26 protein-coding genes are annotated in these 24,507 nt (G+C 73.7%); 12 read left to right on the forward strand and 14 right to left on the reverse strand.

Features of this window, described 5'->3' with window-relative positions:
* Positions 1 to 43 precede the first annotated feature (43 nt).
* Positions 44 to 1,042 carry a tyrosine-type recombinase/integrase gene (locus tag AB0C04_RS24890; RefSeq protein WP_357058556.1) on the forward strand — a complete coding sequence of 333 codons (999 nt, stop codon included), beginning with the start codon at positions 44 to 46 and terminating at the stop codon, positions 1,040 to 1,042.
* Positions 1,043 to 1,348: 306 nt separating this feature from the next.
* Here the strand turns inward: AB0C04_RS24890 and AB0C04_RS24895 are convergent, their stop codons facing one another.
* Genes AB0C04_RS24895 through AB0C04_RS24905 form a run of 3 tightly spaced genes read right to left on the reverse strand, consistent with a single transcriptional unit; the run spans position 1,349 to position 4,678 of the window.
* Positions 1,349 to 1,720, reverse strand: a complete 372-nt coding sequence (locus AB0C04_RS24895) for a VOC family protein (protein WP_357058558.1) — start codon at positions 1,718 to 1,720, stop codon at positions 1,349 to 1,351.
* 35 nt (positions 1,721 to 1,755) lie between these two features.
* A complete protein-coding gene (locus tag AB0C04_RS24900; protein WP_357058560.1) occupies positions 1,756 to 2,931 on the reverse strand; it encodes a hypothetical protein in 1,176 nt (391 codons plus the stop codon).
* A 37-nt stretch (positions 2,932 to 2,968) separates the two neighbouring features.
* On the reverse strand, positions 2,969 to 4,678 hold the full coding sequence (locus AB0C04_RS24905) for an acyl-CoA dehydrogenase family protein (protein WP_357058562.1): 1,710 nt from the start codon (positions 4,676 to 4,678) through the stop codon (positions 2,969 to 2,971).
* 165 nt (positions 4,679 to 4,843) lie between these two features.
* On the opposite strand from AB0C04_RS24905, the gene AB0C04_RS24910 reads away from it, so the two are divergent.
* Together AB0C04_RS24910 and AB0C04_RS24915 are read left to right on the forward strand one after the other, a co-directional pair.
* A complete protein-coding gene (locus AB0C04_RS24910; RefSeq protein ID WP_350874516.1) occupies positions 4,844 to 5,254 on the forward strand; it encodes a hypothetical protein in 411 nt (136 codons plus the stop codon).
* 68 nt (positions 5,255 to 5,322) lie between these two features.
* Positions 5,323 to 6,477 (forward strand): low temperature requirement protein A, encoded by a 1,155-nt coding sequence (locus tag AB0C04_RS24915; RefSeq protein ID WP_357058564.1) that lies wholly within the window; start codon positions 5,323 to 5,325, stop codon positions 6,475 to 6,477.
* Here the strand turns inward: AB0C04_RS24915 and AB0C04_RS24920 are convergent.
* From AB0C04_RS24920 to AB0C04_RS24940, 5 genes are all read right to left on the reverse strand, one after another.
* On the reverse strand, positions 6,444 to 7,160 hold the full coding sequence (locus tag AB0C04_RS24920; RefSeq protein WP_350874414.1) for a thymidine kinase: 717 nt from the start codon (positions 7,158 to 7,160) through the stop codon (positions 6,444 to 6,446). The two genes, AB0C04_RS24915 and AB0C04_RS24920, sit on opposite strands and share 34 nt — an antisense overlap.
* An 85-nt stretch (positions 7,161 to 7,245) precedes the next feature.
* Entirely contained in the window at positions 7,246 to 8,634 is a 1,389-nt protein-coding gene (locus AB0C04_RS24925) for an MFS transporter (protein ID WP_357058566.1), read from the reverse strand.
* A 15-nt stretch (positions 8,635 to 8,649) separates the two neighbouring features.
* The gene (locus tag AB0C04_RS24930) at positions 8,650 to 9,417 is read right to left on the reverse strand and encodes a glycerophosphodiester phosphodiesterase (RefSeq protein ID WP_357058568.1); all 768 of its coding nucleotides are present in this window, start codon (positions 9,415 to 9,417) and stop codon (positions 8,650 to 8,652) included.
* A 106-nt stretch (positions 9,418 to 9,523) separates the two neighbouring features.
* The gene (locus tag AB0C04_RS24935; protein ID WP_357058736.1) at positions 9,524 to 10,411 is read right to left on the reverse strand and encodes an SDR family NAD(P)-dependent oxidoreductase; all 888 of its coding nucleotides are present in this window, start codon (positions 10,409 to 10,411) and stop codon (positions 9,524 to 9,526) included.
* On the reverse strand, positions 10,408 to 11,184 hold the full coding sequence (locus AB0C04_RS24940) for a lysophospholipid acyltransferase family protein (protein ID WP_357058570.1): 777 nt from the start codon (positions 11,182 to 11,184) through the stop codon (positions 10,408 to 10,410). Before AB0C04_RS24940 ends, AB0C04_RS24935 begins: the two co-directional genes overlap by 4 nt.
* Before the next feature lie 229 nt (positions 11,185 to 11,413).
* On the opposite strand from AB0C04_RS24940, the gene AB0C04_RS24945 reads away from it, so the two are divergent.
* The 3 genes from AB0C04_RS24945 to AB0C04_RS24955 are packed head-to-tail and all read left to right on the forward strand — an operon-like array spanning position 11,414 to position 14,942.
* Entirely contained in the window at positions 11,414 to 12,829 is a 1,416-nt protein-coding gene (locus AB0C04_RS24945; protein WP_357058739.1) for a cytochrome ubiquinol oxidase subunit I, read from the forward strand.
* 16 nt (positions 12,830 to 12,845) lie between these two features.
* Positions 12,846 to 13,844, forward strand: a complete 999-nt coding sequence (gene cydB, locus AB0C04_RS24950; RefSeq protein WP_357058572.1) for a cytochrome d ubiquinol oxidase subunit II — start codon at positions 12,846 to 12,848, stop codon at positions 13,842 to 13,844.
* Between the two features lie 60 nt (positions 13,845 to 13,904).
* Complete coding sequence (locus tag AB0C04_RS24955) at positions 13,905 to 14,942, forward strand: nitronate monooxygenase (RefSeq protein WP_357058575.1); 1,038 nt, start codon at positions 13,905 to 13,907, stop codon at positions 14,940 to 14,942.
* Positions 14,943 to 15,022: 80 nt separating this feature from the next.
* Here AB0C04_RS24955 and AB0C04_RS24960 read toward each other — a convergent pair whose 3' ends face one another.
* A complete protein-coding gene (locus AB0C04_RS24960) occupies positions 15,023 to 15,484 on the reverse strand; it encodes a MarR family winged helix-turn-helix transcriptional regulator (protein ID WP_357058577.1) in 462 nt (153 codons plus the stop codon).
* Positions 15,485 to 15,580: 96 nt separating this feature from the next.
* Between AB0C04_RS24960 and AB0C04_RS24965 the strand changes: the two genes are divergently transcribed.
* Complete coding sequence (locus tag AB0C04_RS24965) at positions 15,581 to 16,039, forward strand: MarR family winged helix-turn-helix transcriptional regulator (protein ID WP_357058579.1); 459 nt, start codon at positions 15,581 to 15,583, stop codon at positions 16,037 to 16,039.
* 55 nt (positions 16,040 to 16,094) lie between these two features.
* Here the strand turns inward: AB0C04_RS24965 and AB0C04_RS24970 are convergent, their stop codons facing one another.
* The 3 genes from AB0C04_RS24970 to AB0C04_RS24980 all read right to left on the reverse strand — a co-directional run bounded on the left by AB0C04_RS24970 (position 16,095) and on the right by AB0C04_RS24980 (position 18,199).
* Complete coding sequence (locus AB0C04_RS24970; RefSeq protein WP_357058581.1) at positions 16,095 to 16,790, reverse strand: hypothetical protein; 696 nt, start codon at positions 16,788 to 16,790, stop codon at positions 16,095 to 16,097.
* A 75-nt stretch (positions 16,791 to 16,865) separates the two neighbouring features.
* Positions 16,866 to 17,318, reverse strand: a complete 453-nt coding sequence (locus AB0C04_RS24975; RefSeq protein ID WP_357058583.1) for a peroxiredoxin — start codon at positions 17,316 to 17,318, stop codon at positions 16,866 to 16,868.
* Between the two features lie 47 nt (positions 17,319 to 17,365).
* On the reverse strand, positions 17,366 to 18,199 hold the full coding sequence (locus AB0C04_RS24980; protein ID WP_357058586.1) for a patatin-like phospholipase family protein: 834 nt from the start codon (positions 18,197 to 18,199) through the stop codon (positions 17,366 to 17,368).
* 76 nt (positions 18,200 to 18,275) lie between these two features.
* Here AB0C04_RS24980 and AB0C04_RS24985 point away from each other — a divergent pair, with 76 nt between their 5' ends.
* Positions 18,276 to 19,004 (forward strand): SDR family oxidoreductase, encoded by a 729-nt coding sequence (locus tag AB0C04_RS24985; RefSeq protein WP_357058588.1) that lies wholly within the window; start codon positions 18,276 to 18,278, stop codon positions 19,002 to 19,004.
* Positions 19,005 to 19,065: 61 nt separating this feature from the next.
* On the opposite strand, the gene AB0C04_RS24990 is transcribed toward AB0C04_RS24985, so the two are convergent.
* Positions 19,066 to 19,191 (reverse strand): hypothetical protein, encoded by a 126-nt coding sequence (locus AB0C04_RS24990; RefSeq protein WP_350874432.1) that lies wholly within the window; start codon positions 19,189 to 19,191, stop codon positions 19,066 to 19,068.
* Positions 19,188 to 20,606 (reverse strand): OFA family MFS transporter, encoded by a 1,419-nt coding sequence (locus tag AB0C04_RS24995; protein WP_357058590.1) that lies wholly within the window; start codon positions 20,604 to 20,606, stop codon positions 19,188 to 19,190. The genes AB0C04_RS24990 and AB0C04_RS24995 overlap by 4 nt, the downstream gene beginning before the upstream one ends.
* 165 nt (positions 20,607 to 20,771) lie before the next feature.
* On the opposite strand from AB0C04_RS24995, the gene AB0C04_RS25000 reads away from it, so the two are divergent.
* The 4 genes from AB0C04_RS25000 to AB0C04_RS25015 all read left to right on the forward strand — a co-directional run bounded on the left by AB0C04_RS25000 (position 20,772) and on the right by AB0C04_RS25015 (position 24,487).
* Positions 20,772 to 21,539 carry a class I SAM-dependent methyltransferase gene (locus tag AB0C04_RS25000; protein ID WP_357058592.1) on the forward strand — a complete coding sequence of 256 codons (768 nt, stop codon included), beginning with the start codon at positions 20,772 to 20,774 and terminating at the stop codon, positions 21,537 to 21,539.
* Positions 21,540 to 21,549: 10 nt separating this feature from the next.
* Positions 21,550 to 21,969, forward strand: a complete 420-nt coding sequence (locus AB0C04_RS25005) for a DUF6086 family protein (protein WP_357058595.1) — start codon at positions 21,550 to 21,552, stop codon at positions 21,967 to 21,969.
* 44 nt (positions 21,970 to 22,013) lie between these two features.
* Positions 22,014 to 22,589: a GNAT family N-acetyltransferase gene (locus tag AB0C04_RS25010; RefSeq protein ID WP_357058597.1), complete on the forward strand. Its 576-nt coding sequence runs from the start codon at positions 22,014 to 22,016 to the stop codon at positions 22,587 to 22,589.
* 299 nt (positions 22,590 to 22,888) lie between these two features.
* Positions 22,889 to 24,487 (forward strand): beta-N-acetylhexosaminidase, encoded by a 1,599-nt coding sequence (locus tag AB0C04_RS25015; protein WP_357058599.1) that lies wholly within the window; start codon positions 22,889 to 22,891, stop codon positions 24,485 to 24,487.
* The last annotated feature ends 20 nt before the right edge of the window (positions 24,488 to 24,507 follow it).

A 24,507-nucleotide genomic window follows, 5' to 3' on the forward strand; every position in this document is an offset into this window, starting at 1 on the left:
CGCCTCACCCCGTTCCGCACCCGGAGCTGAGAACCTTTTTCACATGGTCTTCCCCGACGCCCCGGTGCTGGCGCGCCCGTCGACCGGTCCCGCGCTGCCCGACGCCCCGGTGGACTTCACCGAGGCGTGGCTGCGCAACCGGCGGCTGTCGGCGCACACCCGCGACGCGTACCGGCGGGACATCGCCGGCTGGCTCGCCTGGTGCGCCGGCCAGGAGCTGGACCCGCTGCGGGTCAGCTTCCTGCACGTCAACGAGTACGCCCGCGCCCTGGAGTCCACCGTCGGCGCGCGCACCGGACGGCCGCTCACCCCGGCCACCGTGGCCCGCAAGCTCTCCGCGCTGTCCAGCTGGTACGACTTCCTGGTCAAGCTGCGGGCGGTCGACGCCAACCCGGTCGCCGGCGCGGACCGCCCCCGCGTCGACCGGGACCACTCGGCCACGGTCGGGCTCACCCCTGAGCAGGTCGACGCGCTGCTGGCCGCCGCGGAGGCCGAGAACGGGCCGACCGCGACCCGCAACCGAGCCGCCATCGCGCTCCTGGCCGACCTCGGCCTGCGGGTCGGGGAGCTGGTGTCCCTCGACGTGAGCGACCTCGGCGCCGAGCGGGGGCACCGCAGCGTGCGCTTCGTCGGCAAGGGCGGCAAGCCGCGCCGGCGGGCGCTCACCCCGGGAACCGCCTACGCGGTGGACGCCTACCTGACGCAGCGCGCCGCCGCCCAGGGCGTGCCGGTGCCCGACCTGACCGGCGCGCTGCTGGTCACCACGACCGGCGCCCGACTGGACCGGCACTCGGTGTTCCGTCTGGTGCGCCGGCTGGCCCGGGCGGCCGGCATCCCGGCCTGGGAGAAGCTCTCCCCACACTCGCTGCGGCACGCGTTCGCCACCACGGCCCGCGCCGAAGGAGTGCCGCTGGAGGACGTGCAGGACGCGATGGGGCACGCCGACCCGCGCACCACCCGCCGCTACGACCGGGACCGGCACAACCTCGACCGGGACCCGGCGTACGTCATCTGGGCGGCCCGCTCCCGCCGGCGCGGCTGAGCATCGTCACACCGCGGCCGTACGGTCCGCTCTTGCGACACGGACTGGAGATCTGCTGCGGTGGCGCGTCCGTCACCGTGTCCACCCTGGTCGAGCTGGGCGAACTGGCCGAGCGCGCCGGGTGGGACGGGGTGTTCCTGGAGGACTACCTCGTCCATTACGCCGGACGACCCACCCACCTACGACCCGTGGCTGGTGCTCGCGGCGATCGCCGGACGCACCAACCGGATCCGGCTCGGCACCACCGTCACGCCGCTGCCGCGGCGCCGTCCGGTGAAGCTGGCCCGACGCCGGCCCGGACCGCGCTCAGCCCTGCGGTCGGGGGCAGATGCAGAACGGCTGACCGAGCGGGTCGGTGAGCACCACCCACCGCTCGCCGCCCGGCTGGAACTCCGGCTTCGCCGCGCCCGCGGCGACGAACTCCTTCTCGGCCTGGGCGAGGTCGTCGACGTAGAGGTCGAGGTGGTAGCGCTTCCCGCCGGCCGGGTCCGGCCAGGACGGTGGCTGCCAACCGTCGACCAGGCCGAAGCCGATCGACACCCCACCGCCGGTGAGCATCGCGTACTCGGGCTGGCTGTGGGTGACCTCCCAGCCGAGCACCCGCTGGTAGAAGGCGGCGTGCGCGGCCGGGTCGGAGCTGTCCAGGTTGACCATGGCGAGGTCGGCGTTGACTGTCATGCCGGCAGTCTGGCCCCGGTACCTGCCACCCACTGTCAGGTACGTTCCGCGGCCGGCGTCGGCCACACGGTGAGCCGTCCGGCGCTGTCGCGGCAGGCCAGCACGGCGGCGACGGCGCGACAGTCCCGGGTGCCGCCCGGCAGCACCCCGACCACCCGAGGTGCGACCCGGCCCGCGACGGCGACCAGGTCGCGCCGGCCGTCCCGCTCCCCGCGCAGCAGCAACTGCGGCCCACCGCCGCGTGCGCCCGGGACGGCGCGCCAGGCCGCCCCGCCCGGCCACGTCCACACCCGTTCCCCGGTCACCGGGTCGAGCGCCCACCGGTCCCGCCGGTCGGCGCCGCAGAGCAGACCCTGGCAGCCCCGGATCGTCACCTCGCCGCCGGGGGCCGGCGCCCGCCAGCGCACCGACAGCGTGGGCAGGTCGTAGCCGAGCAGTTCGTCGCCGCCCGGGACCGGGTGGCGCAGCACCAGGTGCTCCCCGATCACCTGCGGGTTGTCCGGCGCGTAGTCGGCCGGAGGTAGTCGTCCCACGCCGCGCACCGCGCCGTTCCGGACGTCGTACAACCGGGCCAGGCCGTCGTCGCGCAGCACCAGCACCCGCCCGGGCGGGCCGGGCAACGCGATCAGCACAGCGGTGGACGGCACCGGCACCGACCAGCGGGTCGCCCCGGTGGCCAGGTCGACACCGTGCACGACGCCCTCGATCCGGCGCCCTGGGTCGGCGACGCTGCGCACCTCGGTCACCGCGACGGCGCCGTCGCCGGCGGCGTAGACCCGGTCGGGGCGGCGCCAGCGCGGCTCGCCGGTGCGCGCGGAGCGGGCGGTGGTGGCCACCACCTGCCGCACCGGATCCCGTTCGGTGACCAGCACCAGGTCGCCGCTGGCCTCGGCGGACCAGCCGGCAGCCGGCGGAACGTCCACCCGCCAGCGCGCCGTGCGCAACGGCGCCACCGGGTCGTACGCGGCCAGCGTCGGCGGGTCGACGCCGGGATCGGCGACCAGCAGCAGCGGACCCGCCCCGAACAGCACGGCCCGCTCCGGCAGCACCGGCCCGGTCAGCGCCGGCAACCGGGCCGGCGGGGCGGCCGCGGCCAGCAGCGCGCACATCAGCAGCAGCGCCACCGCCCGCCCCCAGCGGGGCGTCGGCGGCCTGAGCCGGTCCAGCTCCGGGGCGCCCCGGTCGGCCCCCAACTCGATCAACGTCTGCACCGGCCCCGCCCGCCTCGGCTCGTCGCGCGCCGGTTGCTCAGCCGAGCAGGTCCAGGTGGTGGTGGGCGTCCTCGGCGATGTCCTCGTGCCGCAGCCAGCGCCGGGTCCACAGCCGGGCGGCCAGCTCGGCCTGCTCGTCGCCCCACGCGGCGTGCTCGACCAGCAGCGCGGCGGTCAGCGCGTGCGCCAGGCGCAGGGCCAGCCCGCGCGCGCCGGCGAGCACCGCGACGGACTGCGGGTCGGCGGTGATTCCGGCGAGGGTGTCGCGCAGTTCGGCGGTGACGGCGGCCAGCGTGTCGGCCAGCGCGGGGGAGAGCGGGCGGGCCAGTTCGGCCGCGGCGGCCAGCCGGCGCAGCAACGGCTCACCGGCATCCTCGCGGCTCACCGCGCGCAGCACGTCCAAGGCGAGCACGTTGGTGGTGCCCTCCCAGATCGGCAGCACCTGGGCGTCGCGCAGCAGCCGGGGAACGCCGGTGTCCTCCACGTAGCCCGCGCCGCCGAAGCTCTCCACGTACTCGCTGGCGGAGCTGACCGCGAGCCGGCCGGTGGCCAGCTTGGCCAGCGGCGCCACGATGCGCAGCTCGGCGGCGGCATCCGGGTCGGCGCCCACCTCGACCCGGCCGAGCAGCGCGAAGGCGTGCCCGGCCAGCACGAACGCGCCGGCGGCGTCGACGGCGAGCGTGCCGAGGGTGGCCCGGTGCAGCGGCGAGGTGGCGAGCGCTCCGCCGGCGACGTGCCGCGCCGAGGCGTAGGCGCGGGCGTAGGCCAGGCCGCGGCGCATCCCGCCGGCGGCCGCGGCGGCGTTGTGCACCCGGGTCACCACCACCAGGGTCATCGCCCGGACCAGGCCGGGCCGCGCCGGGTCACCCAGCGGCAGCGCGTACGCGTCGCGCAGCCCGATCTCGGCGGTGGGCAGCGCCCGGGTGCCGAGCTTCTCCTTGAGCCGGTGCACGGTGACGCCGGGCGCGGGCGCGGGCGCGTCCGGGGCGGCGCCGCCCGCGAGAGGCGAGTCGGCGGCGTAGCGGGGCACCAGGAACGGGGCGAGCACCCGGCTGCCCCGCCCGGCGCCCTCCGGCCGGGCCAGCGCGACCGCCATCGCCGCGTCGGCGGCCGAGCAGAACCACTTCTCGCCGGTCAGCCGCCACGAGCGGTCGGCGGCGGGGCGGCCGATGGTGGTGGAGCGGGCCAGGTCGGAGCCGCCCGTCGACTCGGTCATCCACTGTCCGCTGGTGATCGCCGTGGCGGGATCGGTGGAGATCAGTCGGGGCAGCCAGGCGTCGCGCACGCCCGGGTCGACCTCGGGGAGGCTGAGCAGCGCCGCCGCCCCGTCGGCCATCGCCACCGGGCAGGAGAAGGTGGCCGACTCCGGGCCGTACAGGTGCAGCAGGGCGTGCTGCACGACCCGGGCGGCGGCGCCCCAGGTGCCGCGCGCCGACTCCAGGTAGGGCAGGGCGACCACGGCGTGCCGGGCGGCGGCGGCGCGCTGCGCCTGCCAGCCGGCGGAGGTGTCGATCCGGTCGACCCGGGCCCCCCACGGGTCGTAGCGGACCAGCGTGGGCGGGTGCGCCTCGGCGTCGGCGTGCGCCGCGCGCAGCGGCCCCACCACGTCGGCGGCCAGATCGGCCAGTCGCCCCTTGGCGGCGGCGTGCCCGGCGGCGCCGAGCTGCCGCTCCAGCCAGGAGCGCAGCAGCGGGTCACCGGCGTACGGGTCGGCGGGGGCGGGTACCGGCTGCACGTAGCGGGTCATGGTCTCGCTCCTGGCGGTGCTCGGGGGGTGGTGCGCCCGACGGTAGACGATCCGGTCGTACCGGCGACAGAGCCGGTTTGCCGCCCGCGGAGGGGCGGGTTTCTCTACCGTCGAATCGTGGGGGCTGGGCAGTCGTGGAGCCGGCCGGCCCGGCGGCACCGCCCGATGCGCACCGGGCTGGCGTTCACCGGGATCGGTGTGGCGTTGTGCTGCGTCGGTGTGTCCGGCCTGGGCGTGTGGAACCTGCAGTTGGTCACCCAGGCCGCCGGGCCGGTGCGGGAGACCACCGACGAGTTCATGCGCTCGGTGACCGTCGGCGACACCGACGGGGCCTACGAGCGGCTCTGCGCGGACGCCCGCGGTCGGTGGAGCGAGATCGGGTTCACCAGTTGGATGCGGACGCCGCCGATGGTCCGCGACTACGAGATCACCGACGTGTCGGTGACGACCCGCGGCGGGCGTCCCCGGGGCACGGTGACCGTCGAGCTGACCCGCGACAGCGGCGCGACCGAGGAGCGCAAGCTGCCGGTGGTGCGCGAGGACGGCCAGTGGCGGGTCTGCGGTGACCCGCTCTGAGCGGCGCGGCGAGCGATGAGCCGGGCGGCGGGCCGGTCCACCCGGAGCTGCTGCGCCAGCGCCACGGGGTGGAGCGGACGACCTCAATCGAGCTCTTCTTCGACCTGGTCTACATCTTCACGATCACCCAGCTGGCGCACTACCTGACCGACCACCTGGACTGGCGGGGCGTCGCCCGGGCCGGGGTGCTGCTGGGTCTGGTCTGGCTGGTCTGGATCTACACCGTCTGGGTGGGCAACTGGCTGCAGCCGGACCGCACGCCGGTACGGGCCATGCTGCTGGGGGTGGCGCTGGGCAGCCTGTTGCTCTCTGCGGCGCTGCCGGCCGCGTTCACCGGCAGCGGCCTGCTCTTCGCCGCGACCTACGCCGTCGTGCAGGTGGGGCGGACGGTGTTCGCCCTGTGGGCGGTACGCGGTCAGGCCCGGCTCAGTGACGGCTTCCGCAAGTCCGCCGTCTGGATGACCGGCACCGGCGCGCTGGCGGTCACCGGCGGGTTGGTGGACGTGCCGGCACGGGAGCTGATCTGGACCGCGGTGATCGTCATCGACGTGCTCGGGCTGGCGACCGGGTTCCCGGTGCCGGGTCTGGGCCGCGCCCGACCGGAGCACTGGGAGGTGGAGGGCGGGCACCTGGCCGAACGCTGCCAGGCGTTCATCCTCATCGCGCTGGGCGAGTCGATCCTGGTCACCGGCGGCACCCTGACGCAGCGGCTGGACCGGGTGACGATCGCGGCGTTCCTGCTCGCCTTCGCCGGCTCGGTGGCCCTGTGGTGGGTGTACTTCGACCGGTCGGCGCCGGCCGGGGTGGCGGTGCTGGCCGGCGCGGGCGAGCGGACCGGGCGGTTGGGCCGGCTGGCCTTCAACTACCTGCACCCGCTGCTGGTCGCCGGGATCGTCGTCACCGCGGTCGGCGACGAGCGGCTGCTCAGCGGCCCGGGCGAGCGCACCGATGTGGCGAGCGCGCTGGTGGTGCTGGGCGGCCCGGCGCTCTTCCTCGCCGGGCACGCCGCCTACCAGGCGGTGCTCGGGCAGCCCGGGTGGGCTAGCCGGGGTGCGGGGGCGCTGCTGCTGCTGGCGTTGTCGCCGGTGGCGGCGGCGATGCGGGTGCCGCTCGCGGCGGCCGCGGGGCTGGCGCTGCTGGTGACGGTCGGCGTGATCGTGGCTGACCGGCTACCGGGGCGGTGGTCGCCTCAGCGGCGCGGGCCGAGGTCGCCGCTGCGGTAGTGCCGCCGGCACAGCACCTGGTAGCGCACGTCGGCGCTGTCCACGGTGTCGCCGATCACCACCTGTTCGCCCTCGCGGGCCACCCGCCCCTCGACCACCCGGGCGTTGAGCAGCCCTTCCCGGCCGCACCAGCAGAGCACCTCGACCTGGATGCGGGCCACCTCGTCGGCCAGTTCGAACAGCCGCTGCACGGCAGGGAAGAGGCAGGAACGGAAGTCGGTGGCCAGCCCGAAGGCGTAGACGTCGACGTCGTAGCTGTCCACCAGCTCGGCCATCTGCTCGACGTGCTCGACGGTGTAGAAGCTGGCCTCGTCGCAGATCAGGTAGTCGACGCGTACCCCCTCGGCCCACCGGCCGCGCACCAGCGCCCGCAGGTCGAGGTCGTCGGTGACCTCGATGGCGGTGTGCGCCAGGCCGATGCGGGTGGTGACCTGCGGACCCAGCGACCGGTCGATGCGGGTGGTGACCAGACCCCGGCGTCCCTGCCGGGCGTGGTTGTAGTTCATCTGCAACGCCATCGTGGACTTCCCGCAGTCCATCGGCCCCCAGAAGAACTTCAGCGCGGCGGCGTGCAGCGGCCGGCCGTCCAGCCCGCGCGACGCGGCGCACCCGGTGGGGGAGTCGTCCGGTCCGGCGAGGGGGCGGGCCAGGCAGGTCGGTGCGGCAGCGGCGTCGTCGGTCACGGTCGGGCAGCCTAGCCCATCGACAGCCCCGGATCCGGTCGGTGCGGCGGTGGCCCGGCCCGGTCCGCCGCCGCACCGACCGGGGTCAGAGCACCCGGGGCGGGGTGTTGCCGGCCGCGACGATGGCCCGGCGCATCGGCACCGCCAGCAGCAGCAGGAAGCCGACCACGAAGAAGATCAGCAGCGAGACCAGGCCCACCCGGTAGGACGCGGTGAGCTGGAAGACCAGGCCGAACGCCAGCGGCCCGAGCCAACTGGTGCCCTTGTCGCTGATCTCGTAGAAGCCGTAGTACTCGCCTTCCTTGCCGGTGGGGATGAGCTGGCTGAACAGTGACCGGCTCAGCGCCTGGCTGCCGCCGAGGACCAGGCCGATGGCGGCACCGAGGATCATGAACGGCAGCGGCGCCTCGGCGGGCAGCCGGAACGCGGCGATGATCACACCGGTCCAGAGCACCAGGCTGAGCAGCACCGTCTTCCAGGCTCCGATGCGCTTGGCGAGCGCGCCGAGCGACAGCGCGCCGCCGAAGGCGAGGAACTGCACCAGCAGGATGGTGACGATCAGGGTGCTCTGCTCCAGCTTCAGCTCCTCGGTGCCGTACTGGCTGGCCAGGGTGATGACGGTCTGGATGCCGTCGTTGTAGACCAGGAAGGCGAGCAGGAAGAAGAGCGTCAGCGGGTACGCCTTGATCTGGCGCAGGGTGCGGCCGAGCTGCCGGAAGCCGTCGGTGAGCACGTTGCCGCCGGCGGTCAGCGCCGCCTCGCTGGGACGCTCGCGCAGCCAGCGCAGTGGCACCAGGGTGAACAGCGCCCACCACACGCCCGCGGAGACGATCGACCAGCGGGCCAGGTCCAGGGTGCGCTGCGGGTTGCCCTCCTCGCTGAACAGGGTGACCGCGACCAGGTTGAGCGCGAGCAGCAGGCCGCCGCCGAGGTAGCCCAGCGCCCAGCCGCGGCTGGAGATGCCGTCGCGTTCGTCCGGGCCGCCGAGTTGCGGCAGGAACGAGTTGTAGACCACGATCGCCGCGCCGAAGCTGATGTTGGCGATCAGGAAGAGCACCCCGCCGAGCAGGTAGCGGTCGCCGGTGACGAAGGCCATCGCGATGGTGGCTCCGCTGCCGGTGAACGCCGCGCCGGCCAGCAGCCGCTTCTTGTGCGCCGACCGGTCGGCGATGGCGCCGATCACCGGCAGCACGAAGACGGTGAGGAACACCGACAGGGAGATCAGGTACGGGTAGTACGAGCCGGCGGCGACCCGGATGCCGAGCGGGTGCACGTAGCCGTCGCAGCTGTCCGCGCCGAGTTCGCAGCCGGCCGCGAGTTCGGCGACGGTGGTGAGGAACGGTCCGAGGAAGACGGTGATGACCGTGGTCTGGAAGGCCGAGTTCGCCCAGTCGTAGATGTACCAGCCGGTGCGTTCGCGGCGGGTGCTCGCCGGGGGTGGGGTGCTCGCCGTGGAGGTCACGGTCTCGGCCATCGGTTCCTCGCCGGGTCAGGCGGCCCAGTGGCCGCGGCTGCGGTAGACGTCGCGCAGCACGCCGACGTGATCGGTCATGATGCCATCCACACCACGATCAAGTAAGTCGTGCATTTCGGCGGGTTCGTCGATCGTCCAGACGTGCACCTGTAGGCCGAGTGAGTGGGCGTAGCGCAGGAACCGGCTGTCGACGACCGGCACCCGGCCGTAGCGGACCGGGACCTGCGCGGCCACCACGGACGGCGGCAGCCGCAGCCTGCTCCCGGTCAGCGAGGCCATCCGCAGCCGGGCCACCCCGCGCATGCCCAGCGAGGTGGCGACCCGCCCCTCGGTGAGCGCCCGCAGCCGGGCCAGCCGGGCGTCGCTGAACGAGGCGAGCAGCACCCGGTCGCCCGCGCCGACGCGGGCCACGGTGGCCACGGTCGGCTCGACGCCGGGGTCGGACTTCACGTCGATGTTGAACCGCACCTCGGGCCACGCGCCCAGGACCTCGTCGAGGCGGGGCACCACGGCGGCGCCGCCGACGCGTACCGCGGCGAGGTCGGCCCAGCGCAGGTCGGCGATGCGGCCGGGCTCGCCGGTGACCCGGCGCAGGGTGGGGTCGTGGAATACGACGCTCACCCCGTCGGCGGTGGCGTGTACGTCGGTCTCCACGTACCGGTAGCCGAGCGCGACCGCGCGGGCGAACGCCTCGGCGGTGTTCTCGTCGCCGTCGGCGGCGCCACCGCGGTGGGCGAAGGCGAGCGGCGCGGGCGCGTCCAGGTAGGGATGACCGGTCAGCACGCAGCGCAGTATGCCCGGTGCCGGTGGCCGTCGGGTGGCCGGCCGACGACTGTTCAGAGCCGGTGGTGGGTCCCCGCACGCTGTGCCGCAGGGGGACCCACCGGGGTCAGCGCCCCAGGAGCCGGAGGGTCTCCTCCCAGAGGCGCTCGGCGTCCTTCTCGTCCAGGGCGTACGGCAGCACGCCGCTCATCCCGTCGGCCCGCTCGGCGAGCGGCACGGCCTCGTTGCCGTCCTCGAAGTAGCGGCCGGTCACGCCGTCGACCTGCGGGGAGGCGGCGAGCAGGACCGAGGTGGCGGCGCCCTGCTGCGGCGTCTTCCAGCCCGGCGGCACCTCCAGGCGGTTGCCCTGCTCGTCCACCGCGCCCACGTACCGCAGCTGCGCGTCGTCGAGGTGCCGCTGCAGGTTGGTCATGATGCCGCCGGGGTGCAGGGCGTTGACGGTGATACCGTCGGCGGCCCACCTGCTGGCCAGGGCGACGGTGAACAGGATGCTCGCGGTCTTCGACCGCCCGTAGGCCGACCAGGCCTCGTAGGGCCGGGAGGTGAAGTGGATGTCGTCGAAGACGACCGGGGACTGCTGGTGGGCCGAGGAGCTGACGACGACGATCCGGGCGCCCCGTGCGGCGGCGAGCGCGTCGTGCAGACCCAGGGTCAGCGCGGCGTGACCGAGGTGGTCGATGGCGAACTGCCGCTCCCAGCCCTCGACGGTCCTGCTCACCTCCGGCAGGGCCATGACTGCGGCGTTGTTGACGAGGATGTGCAGCGGACCGGTCCAGCCGGCGACGAAGGCGTCGATGCTGGCGCGGTCGGCCAGGTCGAGGCGGGCGACGTGGAGGACCGTGCCGCGGCTCGAGCCCGCGCTGATGTCGGCCGCGGCGCGCTCGCCGGCGGCGGTGTCGCGTACGGCCAGCGTCACCTCGGCGCCGGCGTCGGCCAGCGCGCGGGCGGTCTCCAGGCCGATGCCGGACGCGCCGCCGGTCGACTTCCAGGTCAGCCCGGCGGGCGGCGGCGGTGCCTTCGGCTGGTGTCGGCCGGGCGGCCGGGGTCGACGTGCCGGGGGCGCTCGGGTTCGTCGGGACGCAGCGGGGCCAGCGCGTCGGTGATCCGGTCGATGATCCGGTCGGTGGCGCGGCGGGCCGCGCCGGGCGTGCCGGGGGCCAGGCTGCTGAGGTCGATCGGGTCGCCGAAGTGCACCCGGATCACCGGGCGGCGCACCACCGCGCGCGCGAGCCCGCGCAGCAGCCCCTTCGGCGCCCGGTACGGCAGCACCTCGTGCGAGCCCCACTGGGCCACCGGGATCACCGGGGCGCCGCAGGAGAAGGCGAGCCGGGCCGCGCCGGTCTTGCCCCGCTCGGGCCACATCCCGGGGTCCAGGCCGATGCGGCCCTCCGGGTAGACGAGGATCACCGAGCCGGCGGCGACGGCCGACGCGGCGTCGTCGAGGGCCTTGCCGACGGCGGCGGTGCCCCGGTCGACGCGAATGTGCCCGGCGTGGCGCATCGCGGCTCCGATCACCGGGGCGCGGAACAGCCCGGCGGTGGCCATGATCCGGGGAGCGACGCCCCGACTCCGGCAGGCCGCGGTGAGCACCACCGGGTCGAACGGGCTGATGTGGTTGGCGGCGAGGATCAGCGGCCCCCGGCGCAGCGCCTCGGGCACCTCGCCGCTGACCTCGAGTCGGGCCACGGCGGCGACGACGCCGCGGGCGAGCAGTTGGGCGGCGCGCCAGATCGCGGGCGGCTGCCAGGTGGCGTGGGCGGTGTCCATCAGCGCTGAATGGTCGCACGCGCTGCCGGCCTCGCGGCGGTGAGGGCGATTCTTTCCCTCTCGACAGCCCCGCAGCGGGGCGGGCGGTGCCCGCCGGCCGGGTCGGGCGACCCGGGGTGATCAGGGTCATTGGTCCCGGGCCGGTTCGGGACCCCCGCCCCTGCCTATTCTTCTACGACGAGCAGTAGTATTTACTACGTCTCGTAGTATGAATAGCTGGGGGTTCCAGGTGGACGCGTTGGACGTCGCCCGCTGGCAGTTCGGTGTCACCACCGTCTACCACTTCCTCTTCGTGCCGTTGACCATCGGCCTCTCCGTGCTGGTCGCCATCCTCCAGACGATGTGGCACCGCACCGGCAACGAGCGTTACCTCAAGCTCACCAAGTTCTACGGCAAGCTCTTCCTGATCAACTTCGCGATGGGTGTGGTCACCGGCATCGTGCAGGAGTTCCAGTTCGGGATGAACTGGAGCGACTACTCCCGCTTCGTCGGCGACATCTTCGGCGCGCCCCTGGCCATCGAGGCGCTGGTCGCCTTCTTCCTCGAGTCCACCTTCATCGGACTGTGGATCTTCGGCTGGGACCGGCTGCCCAAGCGGGCGCACCTGGCCAGCATCTGGGCCGCGGCGATCGGCACCAACCTCAGCGCGTACTTCATCCTCGCCGCGAACTCCTTCATGCAGAACCCGGTGGGCTACCGGATCAACCCGGACACCGGCCGCGCCGAGCTGACCGACTTCGTCGCGGTGCTCACCAACAAGGTCGCCCTGATCACCTTCCCGCACACCATCGCCGGGGCTTTCCTGGTGGCCGGCTCGCTGCTCGTCTCGGTCGCCCTGTGGCACCTGATCCGCCACCGCGACTCGGCCGAGGCCCCGACCTACCGCTTCGCCGCGAAGTTCGGCTCCTGGGTCACCCTGGTCGCCGCCGCCGGTGTGCTGATCACCGGTGACATCCAGGGCAAGATCATGACCCAGGTGCAGCCGATGAAGATGGCCGCCGCCGAGGGCCTCTACGGCACCGAGAGCCCCGCCTCGTTCTCGGTGCTCACCGTCGGCAGCCTCGACGGCTCCCGCGAGATCTTCTCCATCAAGATTCCGTACCTGCTGTCCTACCTCGGCACCGGCGACGTCAACGGCACCGTGCACGGCATCAACGACCTGCAGGCCCAGTACGCCAGCCAGTACGGCCCCGGCAACTACGCCCCGATCATCCCGGTCACCTACTGGAGCTTCCGCTTCATGATCGCCTTCGGGATGGCCGCCGCCGCGATCGCCCTGCTGGTGCTCTGGACCCACCGCAAGGGCCGCACCCCGACCAGCCGCTGGCTGCTGCGCGCCGGCCTGGCCATGCCCGTGCTCCCGCTGCTGGCCAACTCCTTCGGCTGGATCTTCACCGAGATGGGCCGCCAGCCGTGGATCGTCTTCGGCGAGATGCTCACCCGCAACGGCGTCTCCCGCAGCGTGTCGCTGGCCGAGGTGCTCACCTCGTTCACCGCGTTCACCCTGATCTACGCCACCCTCGCCGTGATCGAGTTCAAGCTGCTGGTCCGCTACGCCAAGGCCGGCGTACCCGACCTGACCCCGGAACCCGAGATCGACGACAGCCACGACGACGCCGAGCGCCCGCTCGCCTTCGCCTACTGACCCCGGGGAGCGCACCGTGGACCTCACCACCATCTGGTTCCTGCTCATCGCCGTGCTGTTCACCGGCTACTTCATCCTGGAGGGCTTCGACTTCGGCGTCGGCATGCTGCTGCCCGTGCTCGGCCGCGACGACCGGGAACGCCGCGTCCTGATCAACACCATCGGCCCGGTCTGGGACGGCAACGAGGTCTGGCTGATCACCGCCGGCGGCGCCATGTTCGCCGCGTTCCCCGAGTGGTACGCCACCCTCTTCTCCGGCTTCTACCTGCCGCTGTTGCTGATCCTGCTGGCCCTGATCGCCCGTGGCGTGGCCTTCGAGTACCGGCACAAGCGCCCCGAGCCGTCCTGGAAGCGGCGCTGGGACGCGGCGATCTTCTTCGGCTCGCTGGTGCCGGCGGTGCTGTGGGGGGTGGCGTTCGCCAACATCCTGCGCGGCGTGCCGCTCAACGCCGAGCACGAGTACGTCGGCGGGCTGTTCGACCTGCTCAACCCGTACGCCCTGCTCGGCGGCGCGACCACCGCGGCGCTCTTCCTCACCCACGGCGCGGTGTTCGTCGCGCTGAAGACCGTCGGTGAGATCCGCGAGCGCGCCAGCGCGCTCGCGGTGCGCGTCGGCGTGGTCGCCGCGGTCCTCGCCGTGGCGTTCCTGACCTGGACGCTGGACATCCGCTCCAGCACCGCCGCCGTCGTGCTGGCCGTCGGCGCGGCGCTCGCGCTGCTCGGTGGTCTCGCCGCCGCCCGGGTACGCCGGGAGGGGTGGGCGTTCACCGGCACCGCCGTGGCGATCGGCCTGGCCGTGGCGACTCTGTTCGCCGCGCTCTTTCCGAACGTGCTGCCCTCCACCCTGGACGCGGCCGGCACGCTGACCGCCACCAACGCCGCCTCCACCCCTTACACCCTGAAGATCATGACCTGGGTGGCCGTGGTGTTCACCCCGATCGTGCTGGCCTACCAGGGCTGGACGTACTGGGTGTTCCGCAAGCGCATCGGGGTGGTGCACATTCCCCGGCACTGACCGGGCCGGGCCCGCCGCGTCCGCGCGGTGGGCCCCGGTGCGTCGCGGCTAAGGTGAGGCGTGACCGGTGCGCCGTGGACCCCGCTGCTCGGCGCCGCGACACCGTTCGTCGCCGCGCCGATGGCCGGCGGCGCCACCACCCCCGCCCTGGTGCGGGCCGTCACCGCGGCGGGCGGTTTCGGCTTCCTCCCCGCCGGCTACCGAACCCCCGAGTCGGTCGCCGCCGACCTGACCGCGCTGGCAGCCACCGGCACCGAGTGCGGGGTGAATCTCTTCGTACCCGGCCCGCGTGAGATCGACGAGGCCAGCTTCCGCCGCTACGCCCGCCAGCTCGCCGTCGAGGGCGAGCCCTACGGCCTGGACCTGACCGACGCGCCGCTGCTGCACGACGACGACCACTGGCTCGAGAAGATCGACCTGCTGGTGCGCCAGCCCGTGCCGGTGGTCAGCTTCACCTTCGGGCTGCCCGACCCGGTGGTGCTCGCCGCGCTGCGCCGGGCCGGCTCCCGGGTGCTGGTCACGGTGACCTCGGTGGCCGAGGCCCTCGCCGCCCGGGACTTCGGCGTCGACGGGTTGATCGCCCAGGGCACCGAGGCCGGCGGCCACAGCGGCACGCACACCCCGGGCCGGCCCGCCCCGCCGGTGACGACCCGGACGCTGGTGCGTGACGTCGCCGGAGCCACCGGGCTACCCGTGCTGGCGACCGGCGGCGTCGCCGGCCCCGCCGACGTACGCGACCTGCTCGCCGCCGGCGCGAGCGCGGTGGCGGTGGGCACCCTGCTTCTGCGCACCGACGAGAGCGGGGCCAGCGACACCCACCGCGCCGCGCTGGCGGACCCGGCGCGGACCGGCACGGTGTTGACCCGGGCCTTCACCGGCCGGCCCGCGCGCGGGCTGCGCAACGCCTTCATCGACCGCTACGAGCCGATCGCGCCGCTCGGCTACCCGGAGCTGCACCACCTGACCCGGCCGCTGCGTGCGGCTGCCGCCGCGGCCGGGCACCCGGACCGGCTGCATCTGTGGGCCGGCACGGGCTACCGCCACGCCGGAACCGGACCGGCCGCCGCGGTGGTCGAGCGGCTCACCGCGACGCTCTGACGCGGCCGCCGCGATCGCGACGAGCGCCGGTGGGCGCGCCGTCGACCGGGGCTCGGACCGAGGACGCGGCCACCCGCGCCTCACACCGCCGTGGGCGGTGCTCCGCCGGCGGCCCGGGCGAGTTCGGCGTCGGCCCGCTGCCGCACCAGGGTGAGGACGCGTCCGGCCACGGCCAGGTCGTCGGCGGGGATGTCGCCGTACAGCCGGGCGGTGATGGCGGTGACCGCCTCGGCGACGCGGCGCTGCACCGCCCGCCCGGCGTCGGTGAGCACCAGGCCGGCGCCGCCGGCGGGCGCTCTGCCCAGCAGACCGGCGTCGGTCAGGTCACCGACCACCGCCAGCACCACCGACGCGTCGATCTTCAAAGCGCCGGTCATCCGCTGGACGAGGTGCGCCGGTTCGACGGCCCCGTCCTGCGCGGCGACCGCGCTCAGCGCGAGCGACTGTGGGAACGTGAGGCCGAGCCCGGTCAGCTCCCGCTCCAGCAGGGTCCGGGTGGCGTAGTGGGCCAGGCCGATGATCTGGCCGTTCAAGGTGGTCATGACACTCCTCGCCGCAGTCGTTGGAAGGGCCAACGTTGGTTCCGCCAACATAGCAGGGTTCGTGGGTCGGACCAACGATTAGGTTAGGCTTGCGGCATGGACCACACCGGCGAGCAGGAGACCCTCACCCGGCTGCTGACCACCCCGAGCTGGCTGCTCAGCCAGACCGCAGCCCACGCCGGCCGGCTGATCAGCGACGGTTTCGCCGCCATCGGCGCCCGCGGCTATCACTACCGGATCCTCGCCGCTATCGAGGAACTCGGCCCCGCCAGCCAGGCCGACCTCGGCCGACGGGGCGGCATCGACCGCAGCGACGTGGTGGCCACCCTCAACGAACTCGCCGCGAAGAACCTCGTCGTGCGCGCGCCCGACCCCGCGGACCGACGGCGAAACGTCATCACCCTCACGCCCGCCGGGCACCGCGAGCTGCGGCGGATGGAGAAGACCCTCGCCGGGGCCCAGGACACGCTGCTCGCCCCGCTCACGCCCACCGAGCGCGACCAGCTCACCCGCCTGCTCGGCAAACTCCTCGCGCACCACAGGCAGCGGCACTGACCGGCAAACGACGACGGCGGGGCGTACGGCGCCGCCGCCCCGCCGTCGGCGGCCCTCAGCCGGCCTCGCGCAGCTCCGCCAGCCGGGCCTCGATCTCGGCCAGCTCGGCGCGCAGCTTCTCGGCCTGCTGCTCCGCCTCGGCCCGCTCGGCGGCCAGGATCTGCTCCACCGCCTCGTGTACCCCGGGCACGTCGACCAGCGCCACCATGCGCAACGCCTCCGCCGGCTTCACCACGTACGGCTTGGCGAGGGCCTTGCTGCCCTGCTGCGCCGCCACCGTCCACTCGCCGTCGGCGTAGGCCAGGGTCACCGTCAACCCGGCCGGTCCCTTCGGCTTCGCCGCCTTCACCGGCCGGCGCGCCGGCTTCGCCGCCTCCACCGTCTCCACCTTCGGCTCCTCTCGCCGCTCCGAGCGCTGCGCCGGCACCCGGTCCAGGACGAACTCCGGCTCCGCGACCGCCGGCGCCTCCTCGGCCGGCGGCTCCGCCGGCGCCTCGACCGGCTTACGCCCCGCGCCCCGCGGTGCCACCGCCACGTCGGCGGGAGAGAACGGCAACTCGTCACGACCGAACCGGACCACAACGAACTCGTCCGACGCCGCCGGATCGGTCAGCTCCACCACCTGACCGACCTGCCCGGCGATCTGCCCGGCCGCGGCGGTGAACACCACCTTCGGCTTACGCCCGGCCGCCAACGCCTCCCGGAAGTTGCGCACGTCGTCTTCGGACAACCCCTGGCCCGCGGCACTCATCTGCTACCTCTTCCGTACACCTGTTTGATTCCTGCCTTGATACCAGCCGGCTGCGACACCACCCGAGCGGGGGGTTCAGCCGCCCAGCGCCCGCAACGCACGGTCCGCGTGCCCGGTCATGCTGAGCTCACTGTGGACCACCTCGATCACCCGCCGGTCCTGGCCGATCACGAAGGTCATCCGCTTGGTGCTCAACGGCCCCAACGGCAGCCGCCGCCGTACCCCGAACTGGTCGGCCACCGCACCGTCCGGGTCGGACAGCAACGGATAGTCGAAGCCGTGCAACTGGGCGAACTCCGCCTGCTTCGCCACCGGGTCGCGGCTGATTCCCACCCGCTGCGCGCCCAGCGCCGCGAACTCCGCGGCCAGGTCCCGGAAGTGGCAGCTCTCCGCCGTGCACCCCCGGGTCATCGCCGCCGGATAGAAGAAGAGCACCACCGGTCCCGGGGCGAGCAACTCCGACAACCGCCGCACCGCCCCGGTCTGGTCCGGCAGCGCGAAATCCTCCACCACGTCCCCGACACTCACCACCGCGCACCTCCACCTCGACACCGACGCGCGGCGAGCCTAAGGGATCAGCCCCACACCGCTGACACCTCGTCCAGCACCGAGGCCGCCTGCGCCCGCCCCGATCGCGCCGCGGCCGCCCGGCGCGCCGGATCCAGCATGTTGCGCCCGATCGCCGAGCGCGCCGCGCCGTCCGGTGCCACCACCGCCACCTGAGCCCCAGCCGCCCGCAGCGTCGCCACCTGCGCCGACAGCCGGGGCATCGGCCCGAACGCGGCCGCCGTCGGCGCCAGCACCACGACCCGCTGCGCCCCGGCCGCCAGATCCGCGTTCACCGGCGAGCGCATCCCCCCGTCCACGTACCGCCGCTCACCGATGCTGACCGGCGGCCACACTCCGGGCACCGCGCAGCTGGCCCCCACCGCGTCCACCAGCGACACCCCGGAGCCGGCTTCGAAGACCACGAACTCACCGGAGGACGCGTCCACCGCCGTGACCAGCAGCCGCCGCGCCGGCCACTCCCGCGCCGGCAACCGCGACTCGATCACCGCCCGCCGCGACGCCTCCGACGGGGTACGCGCGGCCAGCGCCATCGCCCCGATCCGGGCCCGCGACCGGGCCGCGTCCCGGGTACGGCCACCCGCCCACACCAGGCGCGCCACCGCCGCGAACCCGAAGCGCGCCGCCACCTCGCCCTGTGGCGGCGCCAACTGCGCCGCGTACGACTCCTGCACCGGCCGGCCCGAGCACAGCTGGGCGCCGACCACCGAGCCGGCCGAGGTGCCCACCACCAGATCGGCGTCGGCCAGCTGCACCCCCCGCTCGGCCAGCCCGGCCAGCACCCCCCACTCCCACGCCACTCCGGTGACCCCGCCACCGCCCAGCACCAACGCCCGCGTCATGTGATCATCGCCTCCCCGTCGCCACGTGCCGGTCACGGTAGCGTCGGCGCACCGGCAACGGCAGGGGAGAGGCTCGATGGGTTCCGTCACCGTCATCACCGGCGGCAGCCGTGGCATCGGCGCCGCCACCGCCCGGCGTCTCGCGCGCGCCGGGCATGACATCGCCTTCGGCTACCGGCGCGACCACGACGCCGCCGCAGCGGTGCTCGCCGACGTCCGCGCCGCCGGCCGCCGTGGCCTCGCGCTGCCCGCCGACACCACCGACCCCGACCAGGTGGCCGCGCTCTTCGACGCGGCCGCCGACCTCGGCCAGCTCACCGGCCTGGTGAACAACGCCGGCATCACCAGCCCGATCGGCCCGTTCGTCGACCTCGACCCCGACGACCTGCGCCGCGTGGTCGACGTGAACCTCATCGGCTACGTACGCTGCGCCCAGCACGCCGCCCGCCGGATGCAGACCGGCGCCGCCATCGTCAACGTCTCCTCCGCCGCCGCCACCCTGGGCAGCCCGGGCGAGTACGTGCACTACGCCGCCGTGAAGGCCGCCACCGACACCCTCACCATCGGTCTGGCCAAGGAACTCGCCCCACGCGGTATCCGGGTCAACGCGGTCGCCCCGGGCATCATCCGCACCGACATCCACGCCGTCTCCGGCGTACCCGACCGCGCGGACTCCGCCGCCGGACGCGTCCCGCTCGGCCGCGCCGGGGAAGCCGACGAGGTCGCCGGGGCCATCGCCTGGCTGCTGGGTCCCGACGCCTCGTACACCACCGGCGCCGTGCTGCGCGTCGCCGGCGGTCTGTGAGCGCAGGCGAACAGCACGGCGACGAACGACGGCCCGGGGCGTGCGCCCCGGGCCGTCGCGGTCAACTCGTGAACAACTTCGCCGCCGTGATCACCGTCTGGACCACCCCGTAGCCCAGCAGCACCGACACCACCAGCCAGGAAATCCACAACCGGGCCTGCTGCCCGCGCGGGTCCACCTCGTTCATCGCGTACCGCTCCTCTGCGCCGTCTCCGTCTCGACATCGCCCGCCACGTCCCGGGCCGCGGGTTCGTGGAACCGCTCCGGCACCGGGCGGATCAACACGTTCGCGATGAATCCCACCGCCAGCACCCCGACCATCGTGAACAGCGCCGGCCGGTACGCCGCCGCCGTCAACGTCCCCGGCTCACCCTGCGCGTCGAGGAACCCGTTGACGATCAGCGGCCCCGCGATCCCCGCCGCCGACCACGCCGTCAACAGCCGACCGTGGATCGCGCCCACCTGGAACGTGCCGAACAGGTCCCGCAGATACGCCGGCACCGTCGCGAACCCGCCGCCGTAGAAGGAGAGGATCACGCACGCCAACAGCACGAACAGCGCCGTCGCTGCGTGCCCGACCAGCGCCAGCAGCGCGTACAGCACCATGCCGACGCCCAGGTAGACCAGGTAGATCGGTTTGCGGCCGATCACGTCCGACGTCGACGACCACACGAACCGGCCGGCCATGTTGAACAGCGACAGCAACCCGACGAAGCCGCCCGCCGCGGCCACCGACACCGCCGAGGTCCCGTCGTCCCGGAAGAAGTCCTGGATCATCGGGCTGGCCTGCTCCAGGATGCCGATACCCGCGGTCACGTTGCAGAACAGCACCACCCAGAGCAGCCAGAACGAGCGGGTCTTCACCGCGTTGGCGGCCGACACGTTCGCCGCGGTGACCAGCGGCTTCGCCGCGACCTGCGCCGGGTCGAAGCCCGCCGGGCGCCAGTCCGGCCCCGGCACCCGGACGTTGAACACGCCGAACATCATGATCAGGAAGTAGCCGACGCCCAACGTCACGAAGAGCCACACCAGCGCGCTGCCGGAGGCCGTCGAGCCCGCGTTCGCCGGGTCGTACCCGGGGTCGTAGAACGACAGCAGCTGCCGCGACAGCGGGGAGGCCACCATCGCGCCACCACCGAAGCCCATGATCGCCAGCCCGGTCGCCAGGCCGGGCCGGTCCGGGAACCACTTGATCAACGTGGAGACGGGGGAGATGTAGCCGATTCCCAGGCCGATGCCGCCCAGCACGCCGTACCCCAGGTACAGCAGCCACAGCTGCTCCGTCGCGATACCCAGCGCGCCGACTCCGAAGCCCGCCGCCCAGAAACACGCCGAGACGAACATCGCCTTACGCGGCCCGTTCGACTCCACCCAGGTGCCCGCCACCGCGGCCGACAGACCGAGCATCACGATCGCGATGCTGAAGATGACCCCGATCGCGGTCTGACTCGCGTCGAAGTGCGCGATCAACGAGTTCTTGTAGACGCTCGTCGCGTAGACCTGGCCGATGCAGAGATGGATCGCCAACGCCGCGGGCGGAATCAGCCAACGGCTGTAGCCCGGCGGCGCGACGGTGTGCCCACGATCGAGTGCGGAAAGCATGCGCTGCTTCCTCTCCGGTGATGGCGAGAAACCTTCCCGGAATTCATGCCCCTGATCAAGGCTCGCGGCAAACCCGCCCGGGGGTGGCCCGTCGCCGGACGGTTGACCCGGTGAGCCGAACGGTCACCTCGCGCCCCACTCACCGCCGGCTCGCACCGTGCCAGGATGGTGCGCGTGAGCCTGGTCTTCGGCGAGGTCGCCGACGTCTACGACGACGTCCGTCCCGGCTATCGCACCGGAATCGCCCGCGCGATCGCCGAGCACCACGGCGGCGTCCCGGCCGGGGTGCTCGAGATCGGCGCCGGCACCGGCAAGGGCACCGAGGTGCTGTTGCGACTCGGCGCGCCGGTGACCTGCCTGGAACCCGATGCACGGATGGCCGCCCGGCTGACCGCGAAGTTCCCGCAGGTCACCATCCGCATCGAGACCTTCGAGCAGTGGCAGCCACCGGCCGGCGGCGTACCGGTGATCGCCGCCGCGCTGGCCTGGCACTGGCTCGACCCCGCGACCCGCAACCAACGCGCGTACGCCGCGCTCGCCCCCGGCGGCACCCTCGCCGCCTTCGGCCACGCCTACGGCTACGCCGATCCCGGGCAGGCGCGCGCCATCGACGCCGCGCTGCGCGCGGTCGACCCCACCGTCCGGAGTCGACCGGCGGCCTGGCTGCACGACGACATCAGCGGCAGTGGGCTGTTCGCCGACGTCCGCGCCGAGGTGACCAGCCGGCACCTGCCGATGAGCACCGAACGCTACCTGCGCCTGATCGGCACCTTCGGCCCGTTTCGCACCCGCACCGCCGAACAGCAGACCCGGGGACTCGACGCCGTCGGCGCCCTGGTGGACGGCTTCGGCGGCACCGTCGTGCTCGATGTGCGCACCACCCTGGTCCTGGCCCGCCGCCGCGTCGTCGACAGCCACACTTCCGCTGCGTGATCATGGTGGTATGAGCCAGTACTTCCAGGTCGGCCCGCAGGTGCTGTGGAACCCGTCCAACAACGTCGCCGAACTCTTCGTCCGCACCGGCGACGCCCTCAGCCCGCTGGTCGGCCTGCCCACCGGCGTCGGCCCGAACGTCAACGACGACTACGAGATCGACCTCGACGCCTTCGGCGCCTTCGTGAGCGCGCTGGCCGACCGGTACCGCTCGAGCACCCACCTGATCCTGCGCTCGCTGATCGAGGGGCATCTCGTGACCGCCATCGTCATGCTGGGCCGAGCCGGGCGCGCCGTGCCGGACCTGGACGGCGCGGCCGCGCCGCATCCGCGTGACGTCTCCGTCGGCCCCGACGGCTTCGGCCGGCAGGCCGAGCCGGGCCGGCTGCGCGCGCTCGTGGCCGAGCACGCCCGCTCGATGCCCTGCTGATCTCGCGCCCCTGGGTGCGGCGGGCACCGGTGAGAATCACCCCCATGCCGCTGACCGTCGCACCCGCCCTCGCCCCGGGCCTGATGGCCCGCCTGCCCCAACCCGAGATCGCCGCGGACGGCCTACGGCTGAGGCCGTGGCAGCCGGGCGACCGGCCGACGGTGCTCGCCGGCTACGCCGACCCGGCCATCCAACGCTGGCACTGCCGCACCATGGACGACGACGAGGCCCGCGGTTGGATCGCCGCCTGGCCCGAGCGGTGGCGGCGGGAGACCGGCGCCGGCTGGGCCATGGTCGACGGCTGCGAGGTGCTCGGCCAGATCAGTCTTCGTCGACTCGACCTCGCCGACGGCCTGGCGGAGGTCTCCTACTGGGTGCTGCCCGCCGCCCGGGGCCGGCGCAGCGCACCCCGCGCCCTGTCGGCGCTGGCCGGCTGGTGCTTCACCACCCTGGGGCTGCACCGGGTGGAGCTGTCGCACTCGACCGCGAACCCGGCATCGTGCCGGGTCGCCCAGCGCGCCGGCTTCCTCGCCGAGGGCACCATGCGCGGTGCGGCGCTGCATGCCGACGGCTGGCACGACATGCACGTGCACGCCCGCCTCGCCACCGACCCGGCCTGAAAGACGGGCCGCCCCGCGCGCGGGAGCCGTGGCTGAAGATTCGCCGGGCAGCGGCGCCCGCGCCTTGGCGGAGCTGGCTGGCACGACGGTGGGTTCGCGGTGTAACGCGGCGGCGCCGCCGGACCAATGAAGGGGTGCAACGGCGACGTCGCCGTCGTCCGGATGGCGATCGTCGACCGGTCGGGGCAGGTGCCCTGACCGGGCCGGCTTCCATAAGGAAGGTTTACAGTCCGAAGGCGGCGCGGGTAGCGTGCGGGTCAGATCGATCACCGCCGATCAGACGAGGCCTGGAGGTATCCGTGCGTCGCCGACCCACCACCATGACGCGGCTGCTGGCCATAGCCGCACTCGGACTGCCGTTCGTCCTCCCGGGCGCTCCGGCAGTCGCCACGCCCGCCACTCCGGCCCGACAACTGGGCGAGGTGATCCCCGCGCCGGTCGAGACCCGCCCCGACGCCCGGGGCACCTTCACGCTCGGCCGGCACACCGTCATCCGCACCTCGCCCGGCTCGGGCGCCGCCTGGCGGGTGGGCCGACAGCTCGCCGAGACACTGCGCCCCGCGACCGGCTATCCGCTGCCCGTCCTGCCGGTGCGCGCCACCCCGCTGCCCGAGATCGCCCTGCTGCTGGGCGGCGCGGACGCACGCGTCGGCCAGGAGGGCTACCAGCTCGACGTCACCCGCCGCGGCGTGACGATCCGGGCGAACACCGCCGCCGGGCTCTTCGCCGGCACCCAGACGCTGCGCCAGCTCCTGCCGGCCAAGATCGAGGCGTCGCAGCGGCAGCGGGTCACCTGGAGCGTTCCCGGCGGCCGGATCGTGGACTACCCGCGCTTCGCCTACCGGGGCGCGATGCTCGACCTGGCCCGGCACTTCCACACCGTCGACGAGATCACCGCCTACGTGGACCTGCTCAGCCAATACAAGATCAACTATCTGCACCTGCACCTCACCGACGACCAGGGCTGGCGCATCCAGATCGACTCCTGGCCGAGGCTCACCACGGTCGGCGGGGGCCCGGGCACCGGCGTCGACGGCGTCGGGCCGGGCTACCTCACCAAGGCCGACTACAAGGCCGTGGTCGCCTACGCCGCCGCCCGGCACATCACCATCGTCCCCGAGATCGACATGCCGGGGCACACCAACGCCGCCCAGTCCACCTACGCCGAGCTCAACTGCGACGGGGTCGCCCCGGCGCCGCGTACCGACATCGCGGTCGGCTACAGCTCGCTCTGCATCGACGACGAGGTGACCTACCGGTTCGTCGAGGACGTCATCCGCGAGCTCGCCGCGATCACGCCCGGGCCGTTCCTGCACATCGGCGGCGACGAGGCGCACGCCACCACCGACGAGGAGTACCGCACGTTCATGCAGCGGGTGCTGCCGCTGGTCGCCAAGTACGGCAAGCGCGCCTCGGGTTGGAACGAGGTCATGCAGGTCGACCCGCCGACCGACGTGGTGGCCCAGTTCTGGGGCACCGGCACGACCAACGCCGACCTGGCCGAGGCCGCCGCCCGGGGCAACAAGGTGGTCATGTCACCGGCGAACAAGGCGTACCTCGACATGAAGTACGACCGCAACACCCGTCTCGGCCTGTCGTGGGCGGCCTACATCGAGGTTCGCGACGCCTACGACTGGGATCCGGCGCAGCGGGTCGCCGGCGTGGGCGAGAGCGCCGTCCTGGGCGTCGAGGCGCCACTGTGGTCGGAGACGCTGCGCAGCCTCGACGACATCGAGTACATGGCCTTCCCGCGGCTGCCCGCGATCGCCGAACTCGGCTGGTCGACGGCGGCCAGCCACGACTGGGAGTCGTTCCGGACGCGGCTGGGGGAGCAGGCGCCGCGCTGGCGCCTGCAGCAGGTCGACTTCTACCCGTCGCCGCAGGTGCCGTGGGTCTGAGCAGTTGAGGTGGGGGTCCG

The sequence above is a fragment of the Micromonospora sp. NPDC048909 genome (genome assembly GCF_040649635.1).
In the GTDB taxonomy this organism is placed as follows: domain Bacteria; phylum Actinomycetota; class Actinomycetes; order Mycobacteriales; family Micromonosporaceae; genus Micromonospora.